The organism is Paenibacillus sp. Cedars, assembly GCF_003184205.1.
Lineage (GTDB): Bacteria > Bacillota > Bacilli > Paenibacillales > Paenibacillaceae > Paenibacillus_AQ > Paenibacillus_AQ glucanolyticus.
This window is the reverse complement of record NZ_CP020866.1, coordinates 142501-157631: the sequence shown is the minus strand read 5'-3', so window position 1 is coordinate 157631 and position 15131 is coordinate 142501. Positions and strand designations below refer to the sequence as shown.

Annotated in this window: 14 protein-coding genes, 1 tRNA gene and 2 rRNA genes (1 of these 17 running past the window's edge); 2 read left to right on the top strand and 15 right to left on the bottom strand. The window is 49.6% G+C overall.

All coding sequences use genetic code 11. The features are described from left to right. Window positions 1-11: 11 nt before the first annotated feature. The 12 genes from B9D94_RS02130 to B9D94_RS02075 all read right to left on the bottom strand — a co-directional run bounded on the left by B9D94_RS02130 (window position 12) and on the right by B9D94_RS02075 (window position 10155). Window positions 12-536 carry a protein-arginine kinase activator protein McsA gene (locus B9D94_RS02130; protein ID WP_006212958.1) on the bottom strand — a complete coding sequence of 175 codons (525 nt, stop codon included), beginning with the start codon at window positions 534-536 and terminating at the stop codon, window positions 12-14. A 23-nt stretch (window positions 537-559) separates the two neighbouring features. Then, window positions 560-1021 carry a CtsR family transcriptional regulator gene (locus B9D94_RS02125; protein ID WP_006212959.1) on the bottom strand — a complete coding sequence of 154 codons (462 nt, stop codon included), beginning with the start codon at window positions 1019-1021 and terminating at the stop codon, window positions 560-562. A 353-nt stretch (window positions 1022-1374) separates the two neighbouring features. Further along, complete coding sequence (locus tag B9D94_RS02120) at window positions 1375-2091, bottom strand: GntR family transcriptional regulator (protein WP_006212960.1); 717 nt, start codon at window positions 2089-2091, stop codon at window positions 1375-1377. An 8-nt stretch (window positions 2092-2099) separates the two neighbouring features. Continuing rightward, window positions 2100-3116: a sugar kinase gene (locus B9D94_RS02115; protein WP_148246397.1), complete on the bottom strand. Its 1017-nt coding sequence runs from the start codon at window positions 3114-3116 to the stop codon at window positions 2100-2102. After that, entirely contained in the window at window positions 3109-3864 is a 756-nt protein-coding gene (locus B9D94_RS02110; protein WP_148246396.1) for a 2-dehydro-3-deoxy-phosphogluconate aldolase, read from the bottom strand. The genes B9D94_RS02115 and B9D94_RS02110 overlap by 8 nt, the downstream gene beginning before the upstream one ends. A 1-nt stretch (window position 3865) precedes the next feature. Further along, entirely contained in the window at window positions 3866-4969 is a 1104-nt protein-coding gene (locus B9D94_RS02105; RefSeq protein ID WP_148246395.1) for a DgaE family pyridoxal phosphate-dependent ammonia lyase, read from the bottom strand. After that, complete coding sequence (locus B9D94_RS02100; RefSeq protein ID WP_172964026.1) at window positions 4947-6050, bottom strand: amidohydrolase/deacetylase family metallohydrolase; 1104 nt, start codon at window positions 6048-6050, stop codon at window positions 4947-4949. The genes B9D94_RS02105 and B9D94_RS02100 overlap by 23 nt, the downstream gene beginning before the upstream one ends. A gap of 348 nt (window positions 6051-6398) precedes the next feature. Then, window positions 6399-7145 (bottom strand): hypothetical protein, encoded by a 747-nt coding sequence (locus B9D94_RS02095; RefSeq protein ID WP_006212965.1) that lies wholly within the window; start codon window positions 7143-7145, stop codon window positions 6399-6401. Further along, window positions 7142-7846, bottom strand: a complete 705-nt coding sequence (locus tag B9D94_RS02090; protein ID WP_148248713.1) for an ABC transporter ATP-binding protein — start codon at window positions 7844-7846, stop codon at window positions 7142-7144. The genes B9D94_RS02095 and B9D94_RS02090 overlap by 4 nt, the downstream gene beginning before the upstream one ends. A 20-nt stretch (window positions 7847-7866) precedes the next feature. Next, window positions 7867-8232, bottom strand: a complete 366-nt coding sequence (locus B9D94_RS02085; RefSeq protein WP_006212967.1) for a GntR family transcriptional regulator — start codon at window positions 8230-8232, stop codon at window positions 7867-7869. Window positions 8233-8276: 44 nt separating this feature from the next. Continuing rightward, a complete protein-coding gene (locus B9D94_RS02080) occupies window positions 8277-9035 on the bottom strand; it encodes an ABC transporter permease (protein ID WP_148246394.1) in 759 nt (252 codons plus the stop codon). After that, on the bottom strand, window positions 9028-10155 hold the full coding sequence (locus tag B9D94_RS02075) for an ABC transporter ATP-binding protein (protein WP_148246393.1): 1128 nt from the start codon (window positions 10153-10155) through the stop codon (window positions 9028-9030). The genes B9D94_RS02080 and B9D94_RS02075 overlap by 8 nt, the downstream gene beginning before the upstream one ends. 183 nt (window positions 10156-10338) lie before the next feature. On the opposite strand from B9D94_RS02075, the gene B9D94_RS02070 reads away from it, so the two are divergent. Next, the gene (locus B9D94_RS02070) at window positions 10339-10647 is read left to right on the top strand and encodes a metalloregulator ArsR/SmtB family transcription factor (RefSeq protein WP_148246392.1); all 309 of its coding nucleotides are present in this window, start codon (window positions 10339-10341) and stop codon (window positions 10645-10647) included. Then, window positions 10648-11358: an SRPBCC family protein gene (locus tag B9D94_RS02065; RefSeq protein WP_148246391.1), complete on the top strand. Its 711-nt coding sequence runs from the start codon at window positions 10648-10650 to the stop codon at window positions 11356-11358. It abuts the gene before it with no gap. A gap of 384 nt (window positions 11359-11742) precedes the next feature. On the opposite strand, the gene rrf is transcribed toward B9D94_RS02065, so the two are convergent. From rrf to B9D94_RS02050, 3 genes are all read right to left on the bottom strand, one after another. Continuing rightward, window positions 11743-11857, bottom strand: a 5S ribosomal RNA gene (gene rrf / locus B9D94_RS02060). 66 nt (window positions 11858-11923) lie between these two features. Then, window positions 11924-14851: ribosomal RNA gene (locus B9D94_RS02055) — 23S ribosomal RNA — on the bottom strand. Between the two features lie 236 nt (window positions 14852-15087). After that, window positions 15088-15131, bottom strand: a tRNA-Ala gene (locus B9D94_RS02050) (it continues 32 nt past the right edge of the window).

Sequence of the window (15131 nt, the reverse complement as noted above, 5' to 3'; positions counted from 1 at the left end):
CTCATTAGATCTTATCCCTGAGCGATATTCTTCTCCAGCTCACGGATCTGGTCCCGGATCTCGGCGGCGGTTTCGAACTCCTCCTGCACAATCCGGAATTGAAGCTCTTTCTTAAGCTCGTCGATTTGGCGTTTGATCTGAATACGCCCCCCTGTGCGCTTCGGCACCTTGCCAACATGGGATGTACCGCCATGGACTCGCTTGAACAACGGATCCAATCGATCCGAGAAATATTTATAACACGAGCTGCAGCCGAATCGGCCAAGCTTGCTGAACTGCGAATACGTCATACCGCATTCTTCACATTGCAGCGTCTGAGCCATTTTGGCACCGGGAGTCTGGCCCTTGCCTGAAGGATCCAGATCCAGGAGACCCGACAGCAAACTGTGTATAGAAAAACCATTCGACGTACCGGGGATCAATTCCCCTTTTTCGCGGGCACAAGTTTCGCAAAAATGAAACTCTGTTTTTTCCCCGTTCACAATTTTGGTGAAATGAAGTGTCGCTGGCCGTTTACCGCATTCTTGGCATACCATATCCAATGCCTCCTTACACAGACTCACTTACCTAATAAAGAAATAAGCATCGCCTTCATAATCCTTGCACGCAGCTCATCCCGATAAGGAAGCTTCACATTCAGGCATTCCCTTGAAATGGCGGCCCGCATCAGACTGGCCTCCCGCCTCGTCAAAAACCGGGATTCCTCCAGCTGATAGATCAGCCCTTCCGCTACCGTCTGATCAATCATGCTGCCGATTGTATGATGAAGATGCTGCTGGAGTGCAGTATGCTGAGGAAGCTCAATACGCTGGATGCGTATGTAACCGCCTCCGCCGCGCTTGCTTTCCACGAGAAAGCCCTTCTCCAAGGTAAACCGTGTACTGATGACGTAATTAATCTGGGAAGGAACGCAAGAAAATTGCTCTGCCAGATCGTTACGCTGAATTTCAACGGTGCCTTCCGGACTTTCCTGCAGTATGCTCTTCAGGTATTGTTCGATAATATCAGAGATATTACGCATGGTCTGTTCACCCTCCACTGTTTGAAACGTTAAGACGGATAGTGATCTTACACGTCCGCACAGAGCCTTGCTTATACTTGGTTTAACCATAATCAAAATCAGCGAACCCTCTCGTTGACTTTGACTTTCTTTGACTTTAATCTCATTATAGCACATTTTTTCATTTTGCCAAGAGGGTCTTAGCGAATTCATCCTGCAGTCCATTTATTCTTATTGTACCCACTAATTCGAACCCTTATAGCCTTTTTCTGAAGATCCATTCAATATGGCGGCAAAAAAAAGAAGCAGCCTCCATTTCCGATAAACACCGGTTTAAGGGCCACTTCTTCATCACCATCTATAAATTCACGCCATCAAACATCATAACTAATCAAATAATGCTGTAATTCCGTATTATAATAACCGATACTGTATTCAATCATGCTGCCCGCTCCGTCGTACGAGGATCTCAACCGCTTGAGCAGCGGTGCGCCTGCACTTACTTCAAGCAGTGGTGCAATCTCATCATCGGCTACGGTCGCCAGAAAGCGATCCCGGAAATTCTCCAACGTAATTTGACTCTCCTCGATACGGTCATACAGGGATAGCAGTTCGTTGGAATCGAACTCCTCCCCCATATCCACTTGAGCTGACACATAATGTGTATAGTAAATATAAGGGTTCCCGTCGAGCAAATACAACCGTTCAATAAGCAGGCACCGTTCGCCGAATTTCAAGTATAATTCACTATCCGGCTCGTTATGCACCCATTCCGTCTTCAGGTGGCGCTTCCGAATCTGGTGTCCTTCTTCAACCAAAATCTCCGTAAACAGCTTGCCCTTGGAAAGTTTGGAAAAGGAGGTGTTCCGGGTCACAATCGTTCCCACTCCGCTCCGTTTCTCTACATATCCCTCCTGATACAGCTCCTGGATGGCATTACGAACTGTCATTTTGCTGACATTGAATTCCTGCTCCAGCTGCGGCTCGGAAGGAATATGGGCACCAAGTGGGTAAACCCCATGCAGAATCCGATCTTTAATGATCTTCTTGATTTGCAGATATAATGGACCGTTCTTCCGCGTGATCGACATACTTCCTCCTACCTTTCCACATCAGACATATGCTGACTCATCGCCTGAAGGACTTCGCGTTCATTCGCCGTCGGCGTATCTCCCGTTACGGTATGGGCAAGCATCGCGGCAGCGGCGGCAAAATCAACCGTCCGTCCCGGTTCATATCCCTCTGAAATTCCGTGAAGCACACCACTGGCATAGGCGTCGCCTGCTCCGATACGGTCATGAACGGAGAACGTCAATGTTTGGGAAAAATTAAAGACTCCGTCCGTGTATAGATATCCTTGCAGGGAATGGGTATTATCCCCGTTGATCTTGCGGTGGGTCCCCGACGCAACCGTAATATTATACTTCGCGGCTACCTGCGGAATCAACTCCTGCAGCTGCTCGTTCCGGTCTTCACGCGTCGTCTCCATGCCGAGAATATAGAGAGCGTCTTTCTCGTTCATAAAAACAATGTCCGCCAATGACAGCATTTCCTCATAATGCGGCTTGGCAAAGTCGTAGCGGTCCGCACCCCATAAAGAGGGACGATAGTTGCAATCGAACACAACCGTACCGCCTCTTGCCTTAACTTCCTTGGCCAACGTCTTCATCTGCCCCCGCACCGTGTCGTTCATCGAGAGGGTAATGCCGCAAAAGTGTATCATATCCACGCTTTCGGCAATCGCCCCGAAATCGTACATCTCATCCGCTGCCGTATTAAAACTGCTGCCCAGCCGATCCGTGTACGTGACACGTCCGGGCCGCACACCGAAGCCGTTCTCCAGGAAATACATGCCCACGTATTTGCCTCCCCGGCTAATCAGCGATGTGCCAATACCAAGCTTGCGTAGGTATGAGATCGCCGCTTCACCAAGCGGGTTATCCGGCAGCGTGCTGACCAGATATCCGGTATGACCGAATCTGGCGATGGCCGATGCGATATTGACACCGGTGCCCGAGAAGGAGTAATTCAAATGGCTCTCCTGAGCCAAAGATGCATACCCTGGTACTTGCAGCCGCATCATCACTTCGCCATAGGCAGCGATTCTCTTAGGCATATTGGTCAACCAGCGCTATTAACTTTTGATGCAGTTCCCGAACATCACTGATGATGGTATCGCCGCTGGTTGAATCGATGATGGAGGAATATACGTGAGGAATAACCTGCTGTACTCCCGCTTCCAAAGCAATACGTACAATCGCTTCAAAATTCTCTTTATCGATGCCGCCAGTCGGCTCGAGCGCAAAACCTTCCTCTGCACATGCCTTCGCTACCGCGCGGTATTCATCCTCTAGCTTCAGCCCCTGCATCGGGAAATATTTCAGTGCATTGCCTCCCATATCGCGCACAAGCGCAATAGCGGCTTTAATAGGAATGATGGCCGCATCCGTTCCGGCAGCGCTCACCGGGCCGGTAGATATGTTCACGTAGCCCACCTGACCCGAAGGGGACACAAGGCTGTTTATCCAGCTTTCCTCTCCCCCCAAGTTAGCACGGGTAGCGCCAACGGCAGGGAATACCTGATTGATATGCGTGCCTGGATAGCCCTTCACGATCTCTGCTACGACTGCCGCTTGCCGGTTATCCCCTGCTCCAAGTCCGATGGACACGGCATCTTCAATAACAGCACCGTACTCCTTCATCGCGATAATGGCTTCTTGCACGTTCGGATAGTTCTTCGACAACACACCGACCACCACATGTCCTTCCGCTGCTTCGAATATTTCCTTTGCATTCTGGATGCTGCCTGCAAGCACATTCAGTGCTGCGCGGTTTCTGTAAAGACGTTTCTCCATATTGGCCATTTTAGTTTCCCCCTGCAATCTGCTGTATTCTTGTTATAATGACTTGCAAATCATCGCCGGAAAGCGAGCGTGGATCGATGTCAAAATACCCCTGCCGCACACCGTAATCCCTTGTGTATATGGCGATATCGCCCTCGCGAAGCTGATCGTTCATCGATTTGGCGCTGACTCCCGCAGCTTCTTCGCCTACTTTCACACGTCCCCGGAAGATGGAGCGGCCTGCCTCATCCTGCACGATGGTAACCTCAATGCCCGGCAAATCCGATAAGGACTTCATTTCCTCGAGTGCAGCCTTCTCCTGTTCACTCTTGTCTTCCTTCACCATGTACTCATCCAGCGCCTGGAGCAATCCAAACGTGGTTTCCTTGCCTACCTTCATGCTTCGCCCAATGCCGTGCAGCTGCGCCTTCACCCACTCCACGTATTGCCGCTTGCCGCCTACGATGCCGGAGGTTGGACCCTCAATGGCTTTGGAGCCGCTGTATATAGCCAGATCACCGTATTTCACATACTTCTGGATATCCTCTTCAGCCGCCGCATCCACGATCAGCGGAAGGCCGTGTGCCTTGGCCACTTCAGCTGCCTCTTCCACCGAGATCATATTTTTCTGCACGCAGTGATGTGATTTCACATACAAAATAGCAGCGGTGCGCTCATGAATCGCTTCGGCGATATGTTCCTTGCGCCCTTCGTTGGCATAGCCCACCTCAACAACCTTACCTCCTCCGAGGTAAACCATCGTTTCAACGGGAGCTCCATACTGCACATTGTGTCCCTTGAACATGATGATTTCGTTCTTGGCAATCGGCTCCTGATGCAGCCGATCACTTCGTCTGCGATTGCCCTCGGTTACAATGGCTGCTACGGATAATGCGATACCGCTGGAAGCGGAATTGACAACAACCGCTGCCTCCGAACCGAGTATGCGCGCCATGTAATCGCCGGCTTTGTCTACCAGATCTGCGATCTCCACGTAACTCTGACCACCGATCCGCATCGCTTCCATCACGGTATCCGTTGGTGCAGATACTCCGAGAATGCTCATGCGGCCACTGGCATTAACCACTCGTTTCAATCCATACTTAGCATGTAATGAATGATCCATTGACTACCACTCCCTTGGCTTCGATATATCGGTCGGCGATTCTTGTCTCCCCTTCGGAATCCGTTAAACTCAGCGGCCCCTGCTGCACCGTAAACAGCGTCAGGTGTGCTGCATCACCCACTTGGATTCTCCCCAGCTCCGGCCGTCGCAGCCAAGCAGCAGCATGGTCCGTTACGGCTGAGACCACCTCCTGCAAGCTGTAGCCCAAATAAAGGAACTTGGTCATCACGCTGGCCAGACTGTACACCGGACCGTTCATACGATTACCGCGATAAATATCCGTGCTGATTGTATTGGGCTTAATCCCCTGGTTCTTTGCATATTCCGCTACCAGGAACGAAAAGCTTGCTGTTCCATGACCCACATCCAGATGGACGCCGCGGGCTATCGCCTCTACCAGTGCCGGGATCGGCTTACCGTCCGAATCAAATAAATTGTTGGCTTTTCCGTTTAAATAATGGGTAATAATGTCGTCCTTCGAAAGCAGCTCCAATACCTCTTCAATAGGCGGGGGTCCCGATCCGATATGTACCATCAGCGGAAGCGATGTTTTCTCGGACAGTTTCCTTGCGAGACGAAGCGGCTCTACCCCATTATCCTTCACGACGCTTTTGCTGATTCTTGCCTTAAGTCCAATGATCAGATCCGGATAGGTGCGTATCGCTTTTATTGCCTTGTCGGCGTCAACCCAATCCAGACTGGAAAGCTCATCGATTCGTTGCAGACCAATATGGGATATATTCAAAAAAGCAAACACATTGGTCTTGGACCGGGCTACCTCGTCTGCCAGCTCCCCAATCCCGTCCGCACCGCAGCTGCCTGCGTCGATAATAGTGGCAACCCCTTGCTTAACGCCAATCTCATCAATGACATCCCCGTAGGGCTCAAGCTTGGCAACCGCATGGACATGCATATCAATCCAGCCGCTGGAGACATAGAGGCCCGTGCAATCAAACTGATCAGCACCGGTGGCCGTATTCGCAGCCGTTATTTCGGTAATAAATCCGTTCTCCATAACCATGTCAAAAGGTTGATCATCAAACACCGTCTGTACATTGCGCAACACAAAGCGCTGTTCCAAAATCTTCATAATCCCACCCCTTTAGCCTTGCCGATCCAGCCGTTATCCTCGTTATTTCGCCGATTTATATGGTGTGTAATCTGTGTATCGTGCTTATAGCATAGCATAGAACAATCGATACGTGAATATAACGTTATAATGTTTAGCATATTCCTACATATTATCTCCTTGCTATAACTTCATATGATGAGTTATTTCGATCATGAAGTATACTGATAGGTTCGGCTTGGCAAGGGTAATCTCCTTCCATACCAAAAAGAAACTGCCCTGTTCCGGGCAGCTTCTTCGTCTCTTACTATATATTCTTGCCTTCTTCATCTCCATGACAGTGTTATCTCTATGGTTAAACTAAACTTCCACTTTCCGATCAATCAGATAGACCGTTGCGTATAGGATCAAGGCTGCAAGCACGACTTCAAACGCAAGGGCTCCCCATGCCAGCGTATACTCTCCGGCAGATACGGCAAAGTCTGTCTCATTCCCAAAAGAGATGGTAGCCATCGGCCCGACCCACGCCACCTTTTCACCAAAGATTACATGGCTGAGCCAGCCAAGAATATTTTGCAGTGCGAAGAATACCAGAATGCCGATCCAAACGCTCCCCTTTTTCGTAATGCTTCTGGCAACCGTAATGGAGAAAAATATTGTGATCATCAAGTAGATCAACTTCCAAGCCATCATCAGCGCCAGCCCAATTGCATACGTAATGGGAAATTCAGATAAATGGATGTCTTGCAGCGGTATGCCGGCCGAGTTCCAATAATACCACATATGCAAAGCCGCCAGTATGCCAAGCACAAGCAGACTCACACATGCCATTATAAGCGAGGAAGCTACGCTCCAAACCGAACGAACAGGAAGCAGGCGACGGTGGTACGCCTTGATATTAAAGTCGAATGTCTTGCTAGCGACAACCACCAGTAGGACACTTACAGAGCCGTAGGCCAGCATGCTTAACCCAAGCATGATTCCAAGCTCCCAGTCTCTGATGGAGCCCGCCACCGTGATCGCAATCTGTACGATCAGAAGTATCGCGAATGCGCCAAGCAGCGTTGTCGAGTTTCTCTTCCAGTCGTATTTCAACAGTTTCATCATTCCGCATACACCTCTTTAAACATCTCATCCACGCTTTTTCCGTGCTTAAGGCGGATGTTCTCTACTTCGTCATGCGTGACAACTTCGCCGTTGCGAATAAAAATCACTTCATCAAATATCCGCTCAATATCCCGGACCAGATGGGTCGAAATGATAATGCTGCTGTCCTCGTTGTAGAATTCAACAATCGCATCCAAAATCTTGCCCCTTGCTACCGGATCCACTCCACCAATGGGTTCATCCAGCATATACAGCTGGGCTTCACGGGACAAAGCCAGTGTTAACTGCAGGCGCTCGTTCATTCCTTTGGACAAGGAACTGATGCGATCATTCGCCTTCAAATTCATGAATTCCAGCATATTGTGGGCTTTCTCAACATTAAAGTCCTCATAAAAATCCTTGAAGTATGCCACCGCATCCGATACCTTCATCCAGGGCTCCGTCACAGGACGGTCGGGCATGAAGGATACGATAGCTTTGGTCTCCAGTCCGACCGGCTTGCCGTTCACTTCAACACCGCCGGTCGAAGGCTGGATCAAGCCTGCCGCAATCTTCATAAGCGTACTCTTTCCGCTTCCGTTGGTACCCAGCAAACCAATGATTTTTCCACCATGAATATTCAGGTTTATGTCATGTAATGCTCTCCGGCCGCCGGCGTAGGTCTTGTTTACGCTGCGGACCTGCAACAAGTTCTCCACCATGGTTTCACCTCCGCTATTGATCATGACTGCTTCACTGCATCTTCCACGATCGATATGATATCCTGATCTTTAAAGCCCAGCTCCTGCATTCCGCGAATAAACCGCTCCAGCAGATCGCCGGCCATTTCTTTTTTTATCGCCATAATCTTCGATTCCTCGCTTGTCACATATCGGCCCAATCCCCGCCGTGTCTCCACAATACCCTCACGCTCCAATTCTTGAAATGTTCGCTGCACCGTGTTTGGATTTATTTGAAGCTCACTTGCTAATTCTCGGACCGATGGGATTTTATCACCGGGCTGAAGTTTACCGATTATAATTTCTTTCTTTAAATACGTCATGATCTGTAAATAGATCGGCAGATTATTGTCGAATTCTATACTCACTGTCGGGTTGCTCCTTTCCGCCGCTCTACCTCTCTCGAGGTTCCTTATGCGACATCCCGTTTTTTAAACGTAACAAAGCCTGCCGTAAGAAACAAGAGAAGATATACAGCGAGCACAATAATTGAAAATGTCAGGCTCATTCCCGGTATCGGGGAACTGCCTCCCCCGCTGTACATGGAAAGATCCACGTTCGTGAACAGCAGGTATTTGGACCAGGAATAACGTGCAAGCAGCTGTACAGCCATGCTTTCCATAATAACCATGAACATCCCGATGCCGATGGCAGGACCGGTGGATTTCGTCAATATGCCTACCATAAAGGTTAACGTTACATAGACGATTGTATACACCAGATTATTGATTGCTTCCCTCAACACATCACCGATTGCAACCGTGCCGGATTCCATGCCGAACGTGATCTGACCCGTCAGCACGGAGACAACAAACATGAAAGCTACAAGGGTCAGGATGTAAATCAGAATGGCAACATATTTCGAAGCCAAAATCTTGGTACGGCTCTGCGCTCGTATAAGCAGCAGTTTGACGGTGCCCATACTGTGTTCCTTTGCTACCGCTCCCGCCGTAACTACGATCGCAAGCAGGGTCAGCATTTGTCCCATCCCCTTGGTGGTTACAGCCAATTGAGCGAACTCATAACCAGTGCTGCTGCCACCGCTGAATTTATAGAGCATAAACGCCATGAATAGCACCATTCCAGCCAACAGCACGTACGGCAGGAAAAAACTCCGTTTTTTAAACATTTTGAGCCACTCGTTCCAGACGAGATTTCCAAAGCTATGCAATGCGATTGCCTCCTGTCCATTTCAAAAATTCTTCTTCCAGTGAAGATTTAATCTCTTCCACCCGATAGATTCGTACCCGCGCATCGCACAGCGACTGGATCAATGCAGGTATGTCTTCTTCCGTCAGTTGAACCGTAACGATGCCCTCCTCGATCTGGGTGGCAAGAAGCGTGATGTCTTTCATATGCCTAATGGTCTGTTCCGCCATGGCCGCATCGTTTACGCGGAAGGTTACCGTGGTCAACTCTTCATCAACGACTGGGCCTCCGATAGAACGCTCGGTTACGAGTTTACCTTCCTGGATAACAACCACACGGCTGCACATCAATTCCATCTCCGACAGCAGGTGGCTGGATACGAGTATGGCAATCCCCTCATCCTTGGCGATTTGTTTCAAGTAGTCCCGCATCTCTCGGATACCGGCTGGATCGAGTCCATTCGTCGGCTCATCAAGGATGAGGATGGATGGATTATGCAGCAAAGCCTGGGCAATCCCTAACCGTTGGCGCATACCCAGTGAATAAGCACGAACCTTCTTGTGTATGGCATCCTGCAGCCCAACAAGCTTCACAACCTCCATAATTCTGGTGATGGTCACGCCCTCGGACATCCGCTGGTATTGTCTCAAGTTGTCATAGCCGCTCATGTAAGGGTAGAACTCAGGATTTTCAATAATGCCCCCGATATGGCGGATGGCTTGAACGAAATCTCTCTTGATGCTGTGCCCCTTAACATGCACATCCCCTTGAGTCATCTCGATCAGTCCGACTATCATGCGGATGGTTGTCGTTTTGCCTGCACCGTTCGGTCCAAGCAATCCCACAATTTCACCACGATAAATGTCAAAAGAAAGTCCGTCCACGATGTTCTTCTTTCCAATGGTTTTGGTGACCTGCTGGACTGTAAGAACGACTGGACTATTCTGAGCATTTGTCGAGGGTATCACTGATGAATGCATTCCATCCCCTAGATCATCTGATGCGTTCGATTTATTGGATGAATGGAGATGGGTATGTGCATTCGTTGTGCCGGATTTGCTTATAGCGTTAACAGCTTGGGAAGCACTGCTCCCCATGGCTGTGTTGTCTGCTGTGAGTTCTTTTGAACCGTTTCCGTTCATGTATGTGTTCCACTCCTTTTTTTGTACTGGTGTTATAGTTAAATAGTACACTAGTGTTTTGGTTCTGTAAAGCCTGATTTTCAATTTAACCATTTATATTGACATCCAATTGATGGGAACCTATACTGAATGCATACATATAACCAAAAGGTTATCTGAATGAGGTGTGGAGGGATTTCAATCATGAGCGATATGTACCGTGCGATTTCAGATCCCATCCGAAGGAAAATATTAAACATGGTAGCCCATCAAGAGCTCCCTCAGCTAGAGATCGTGAGAGCATTTCATATTTCGCAGCCGGCCATTAAAAAACATCTGGCGATTTTGCTCGAAGAAGAACTGCTGCTTGAGCGCAGAGAAGGCAAGTACTGCTTCTACCTACTGAACGTCCCAATCTTTCAGAACGGGTATGAGCAGCTTCAGCATGAGCTTGGCCATATTCTGGAGAACAAACTGACTAAGCTCAAACAATACCTAGAGGAGGACTTATGAATGACAGCTATTTTTAAGAACGTGAAGAGAGAAATTGTAATCCGCACAACACTGGAACGGGCATGGAAGGCATTGACCGAACCGCAGGAACGAAACCGCTGGGAAACCCGTCATTGTGAGATCGACCTGAAGGTCGGCGGTCAAGTCGCTCTTGATTACGGCTGGGGCGTATCCTATATCGGCACGATTGAAGAGCTTATCCCTAACCGTAGACTTACGCTCAGAGGTGAAGACAACGAGCTTACCATTTGGACAATGGAACCTCATCTCGATGGGACACTGGTTGGCATTGAGTACACTGGGCTATGGTCTAATGAGCAAGAGTATATGATGATGGATAACATGGCATTTGGTACATATCGTTTTATGCGTAATATGAAGAGTGTCCTGGAAGATGAGGCGGACATGCGATCCACCTTCTGGTCAAGCTGGATAGGCATGAATCATTATACTTACCGCGGTGACAGCTTAGAGGGCGTCAAGGTCGTTGAGGTGTTACCCGGTACGTCTGCGGACGGGAGCTTAGAGGCAGGCGATATCATCACAGGCGCGGACGGGCAGGTCATCCGCAGCTATGATGAGCTGGAGGATAAAGTCACATCCATGGAGCCTGGTGAGAAGTTTGAGATCGGATTCGTTAGAGGTGGTGAACCCTTAAGTGTTACTCTTACGGTTCTGCCATATGGGCAGAGGAATGTTACCCAAGCATAAACGTAGTCATCCCTCAGACACGATCCCCGATGGGAACGATCAGAGATGGGACATTACGTAGATATAATGGTGATAATGAAGGCGTCTTTTCTAGGACGTCTTCAATTATGAAGGAGCGTCTTTGGTGGATGAGCGGATTAGTTCCCTGTGCTGGTGCTGTTTCAGTGCTTCCGACTACCCTACCTTATGACTAGACATATAGAACCCTAATGACGACATACGAAAATTATTCTGACTACTTGTAAAGAAGCTTAAGGATACTCTACATGTAGTTAAGGATCCTGATGTCTACCAATTTGACTGCATACAGGTTAGCTTTAAAGAATATCTACAAACAGGAAAAGACCGTTATCGAGTTATCGATAACGGTCTTTATGGTTGTTCGCTTGGCGACGTCCTACTCTCCCGGGACCCTGGTCCAAGTACCATCGGCGCTGGAAGGCTTAACGGTCGTGTTCGGTATGGGTACGCGTGGAACCCTTCCGCCATCGCCACCAAACCGCTTCAGATGCTTAATCACCTGAAAACTAGATACGAAACGAATATGCAGCACATTGAAATATGTTTGGATAAGCCCTCGACCGATTAGTATTGGTCAGCTCCATGCATTGCTGCACTTCCACCTCCAACCTATCTACCTCGTCGTCTTCAAGGGGTCTTACTAGTTGGGAAATCTCATCTTGAGGGGGGCTTCACGCTTAGATGCTTTCAGCGCTTATCCCTTCCGTACGTAGCTACCCAGCCATGCTCCTGGCGGAACAACTGGTGCACCAGCGGTACGTCCATCCCGGTCCTCTCGTACTAAGGACAGCTCCTCTCAAATTTCCTACGCCCACGACAGATAGGGACCGAACTGTCTCACGACGTTCTGAACCCAGCTCGCGTACCGCTTTAATGGGCGAACAGCCCAACCCTTGGGACCTACTTCAGCCCCAGGATGCGATGAGCCGACATCGAGGTGCCAAACCTCCCCGTCGATGTGGACTCTTGGGGGAGATAAGCCTGTTATCCCCAGGGTAGCTTTTATCCGTTGAGCGATGGCCCTTCCATGCGGTACCACCGGATCACTAAGCCCGACTTTCGTCCCTGCTCGACTTGTAGGTCTCGCAGTCAAGCTCCCTTATGCCTTTGCACTCTTCGAATGATTTCCAACCATTCTGAGGGAACCTTGGGGCGCCTCCGTTACTCTTTAGGAGGCGACCGCCCCAGTCAAACTGCCCGCCTGACACTGTCCTCGCACCGGATCACGGTACCAAGTTAGAACCTAGATACGATCAGGGTGGTATCCCAACGTCGCCTCCACACAAGCTGGCGCTCATGCTTCGAAGGCTCCCACCTATCCTGTACAGATCGTACCCAAATCCAATATCAAGCTGCAGTAAAGCTCCATGGGGTCTTTCCGTCTTGTCGCGGGTAACCTGCATCTTCACAGGTATTAAAATTTCACCGGATCTCTCGTTGAGACAGCGCCCAAGTCGTTACGCCATTCGTGCGGGTCAGAATTTACCTGACAAGGAATTTCGCTACCTTAGGACCGTTATAGTTACGGCCGCCGTTTACTGGGGCTTCGGTTCACAGCTTCGGATTGCTCCTAACCGCTCCCCTTAACCTTCCAGCACCGGGCAGGCGTCAGCCCGTATACTTCGCCTTACGGCTTCGCACAGACCTGTGTTTTTGCTAAACAGTCGCTTGGGCCTTTTCACTGCGGCCCCCTCGGGCTATTCACCCTACCGAGGCACCCCTTCTCCCGAAGTTACGGGGTCATTTTGCCGAGTTCCTTAACGAGAGTTCTTCCGCGCGCCTTAGAATTCTCTTCTCGCCTACCTGTGTCGGTTTGCGGTACGGGCACCTTCACCTGACTAGAGGCTTTTCTTGGCAGTGTGAGATCATGACCTTCGCTACTATAATTTTCACTCCCCATCACAGCCCAGCCTTATCGATGTGCGGATTTGCCTACACATCAGCCTCACTGCTTGGACGGACATCCATCAGTCCGCGTCACTACCCTCCTGCGTCACCCCATCGTTCATAACGGTTTACGGTGGTACAGGAATTTCAACCTGTTGTCCTTCGATTACGCCTTTCGGCCTCACCTTAGGTCCCGACTTACCCTGAGCGGACGAGCCTTCCTCAGGAAACCTTGGGCTTTCGGCGGATCAGATTCTCACTGATCTTTTCGTTACTCATACCGGCATTCTCACTTGTATGCTGTCCAGCGCTCCTTACGGTACACCTTCAACCTACATACAACGCTCCCCTACCCCTGATACAAATGTATCAAGCCATAGCTTCGGTGGTGTGTTTAGCCCCGTTACATTTTCGGCGCAGAGTCACTCGACCAGTGAGCTATTACGCACTCTTTAAATGGTGGCTGCTTCTAAGCCAACATCCTGGTTGTCTGTGCAACTCCACATCCTTTCCCACTTAACACACACTTGGGGACCTTAGCTGATGGTCTGGGCTGTTTCCCTTTTGACAATGGATCTTAGCACTCACTGTCTGACTCCCGGATATAAGTCTATGGCATTCGGAGTTTGACTGAGCTTGGTAACCCTTGCGGGCCCCGCACCCAATCAGTGCTCTACCTCCACGACTCTTAATTCCGAGGCTAGCCCTAAAGCTATTTCGGGGAGAACCAGCTATCTCCGAGTTCGATTGGAATTTCTCCGCTACCCCCACCTCATCCCCGCATTTTTCAACATACGTGGGTTCGGGCCTCCAGTGCGTGTTACCGCACCTTCACCCTGGACAGGGGTAGATCACACGGTTTCGGGTCTACGACCACATACTATATCGCCCTATTCAGACTCGCTTTCGCTGCGGCTACGGCTTCTCGCCTTAACCTTGCATGGGAACGTAACTCGCCGGTTCATTCTACAAAAGGCACGCCATCACCCATAAATAGGGCTCTGACTTCTTGTAAGCACACGGTTTCAGGTTCTATTTCACTCCCCTTCCGGGGTGCTTTTCACCTTTCCCTCACGGTACTGTTTCACTATCGGTCGCTAGGGAGTATTTAGCCTTAGCAGATGGTCCTGCTGGATTCATACGGGGTTTCACGTGCCCCGCACTACTCGGGATCCGTCTCGGAGGGAATATACTTTCGACTACAGGGCTTTTACCTTGTATCGCGGGCCTTTCCAGACCTCTTCGTCTAATATGTTCCTTTGTAACTCCATGTGAGACGTCCCACAACCCCAGAGAGCAAGCTCTCTGGTTTAGGCTGTTCCGCGTTCGCTCGCCGCTACTGACGGAATCACTCTTGTTTTCTCTTCCTCAGGGTACTTAGATGTTTCAGTTCCCCTGGTATGCCTCTTACTATCCTATGTATTCAGATAGAAGTGACTGACTATTACATCAGCCGGGTTTCCCCATTCGGACACCCCCGGATCAAAGCTTGCTTACAGCTCCCCGAGGCAGTTTCGTTGTTCGCCACGTCCTTCATCGGCTCCTAGCGCCTAGGCATCCTCCGTGTGCTCTTAGTAGCTTAACCAACGCTTCAGTTTCGCGCCATTCGCTCTGTTGTCCGTTTGTTTCCTGATCTACTAAACGAGTTAATAGGTGGAAACGAAACTTCCAAAGGATCGACTGTCACGAATCTTCCGCTGCTACTTTTATAAAAACTTGTTTTGACACAAGTTCAGCTAAAAGGAATATTTCTAATTGCGCAAATTCGTTTCGTTATCTAGTTTTCAAGGATCAAGTGTATTTCTATAGATGAAATTGATTTGGTGGAGCCAAGGGGGATCGAACCCCTGACCTCCTGCGTGCAA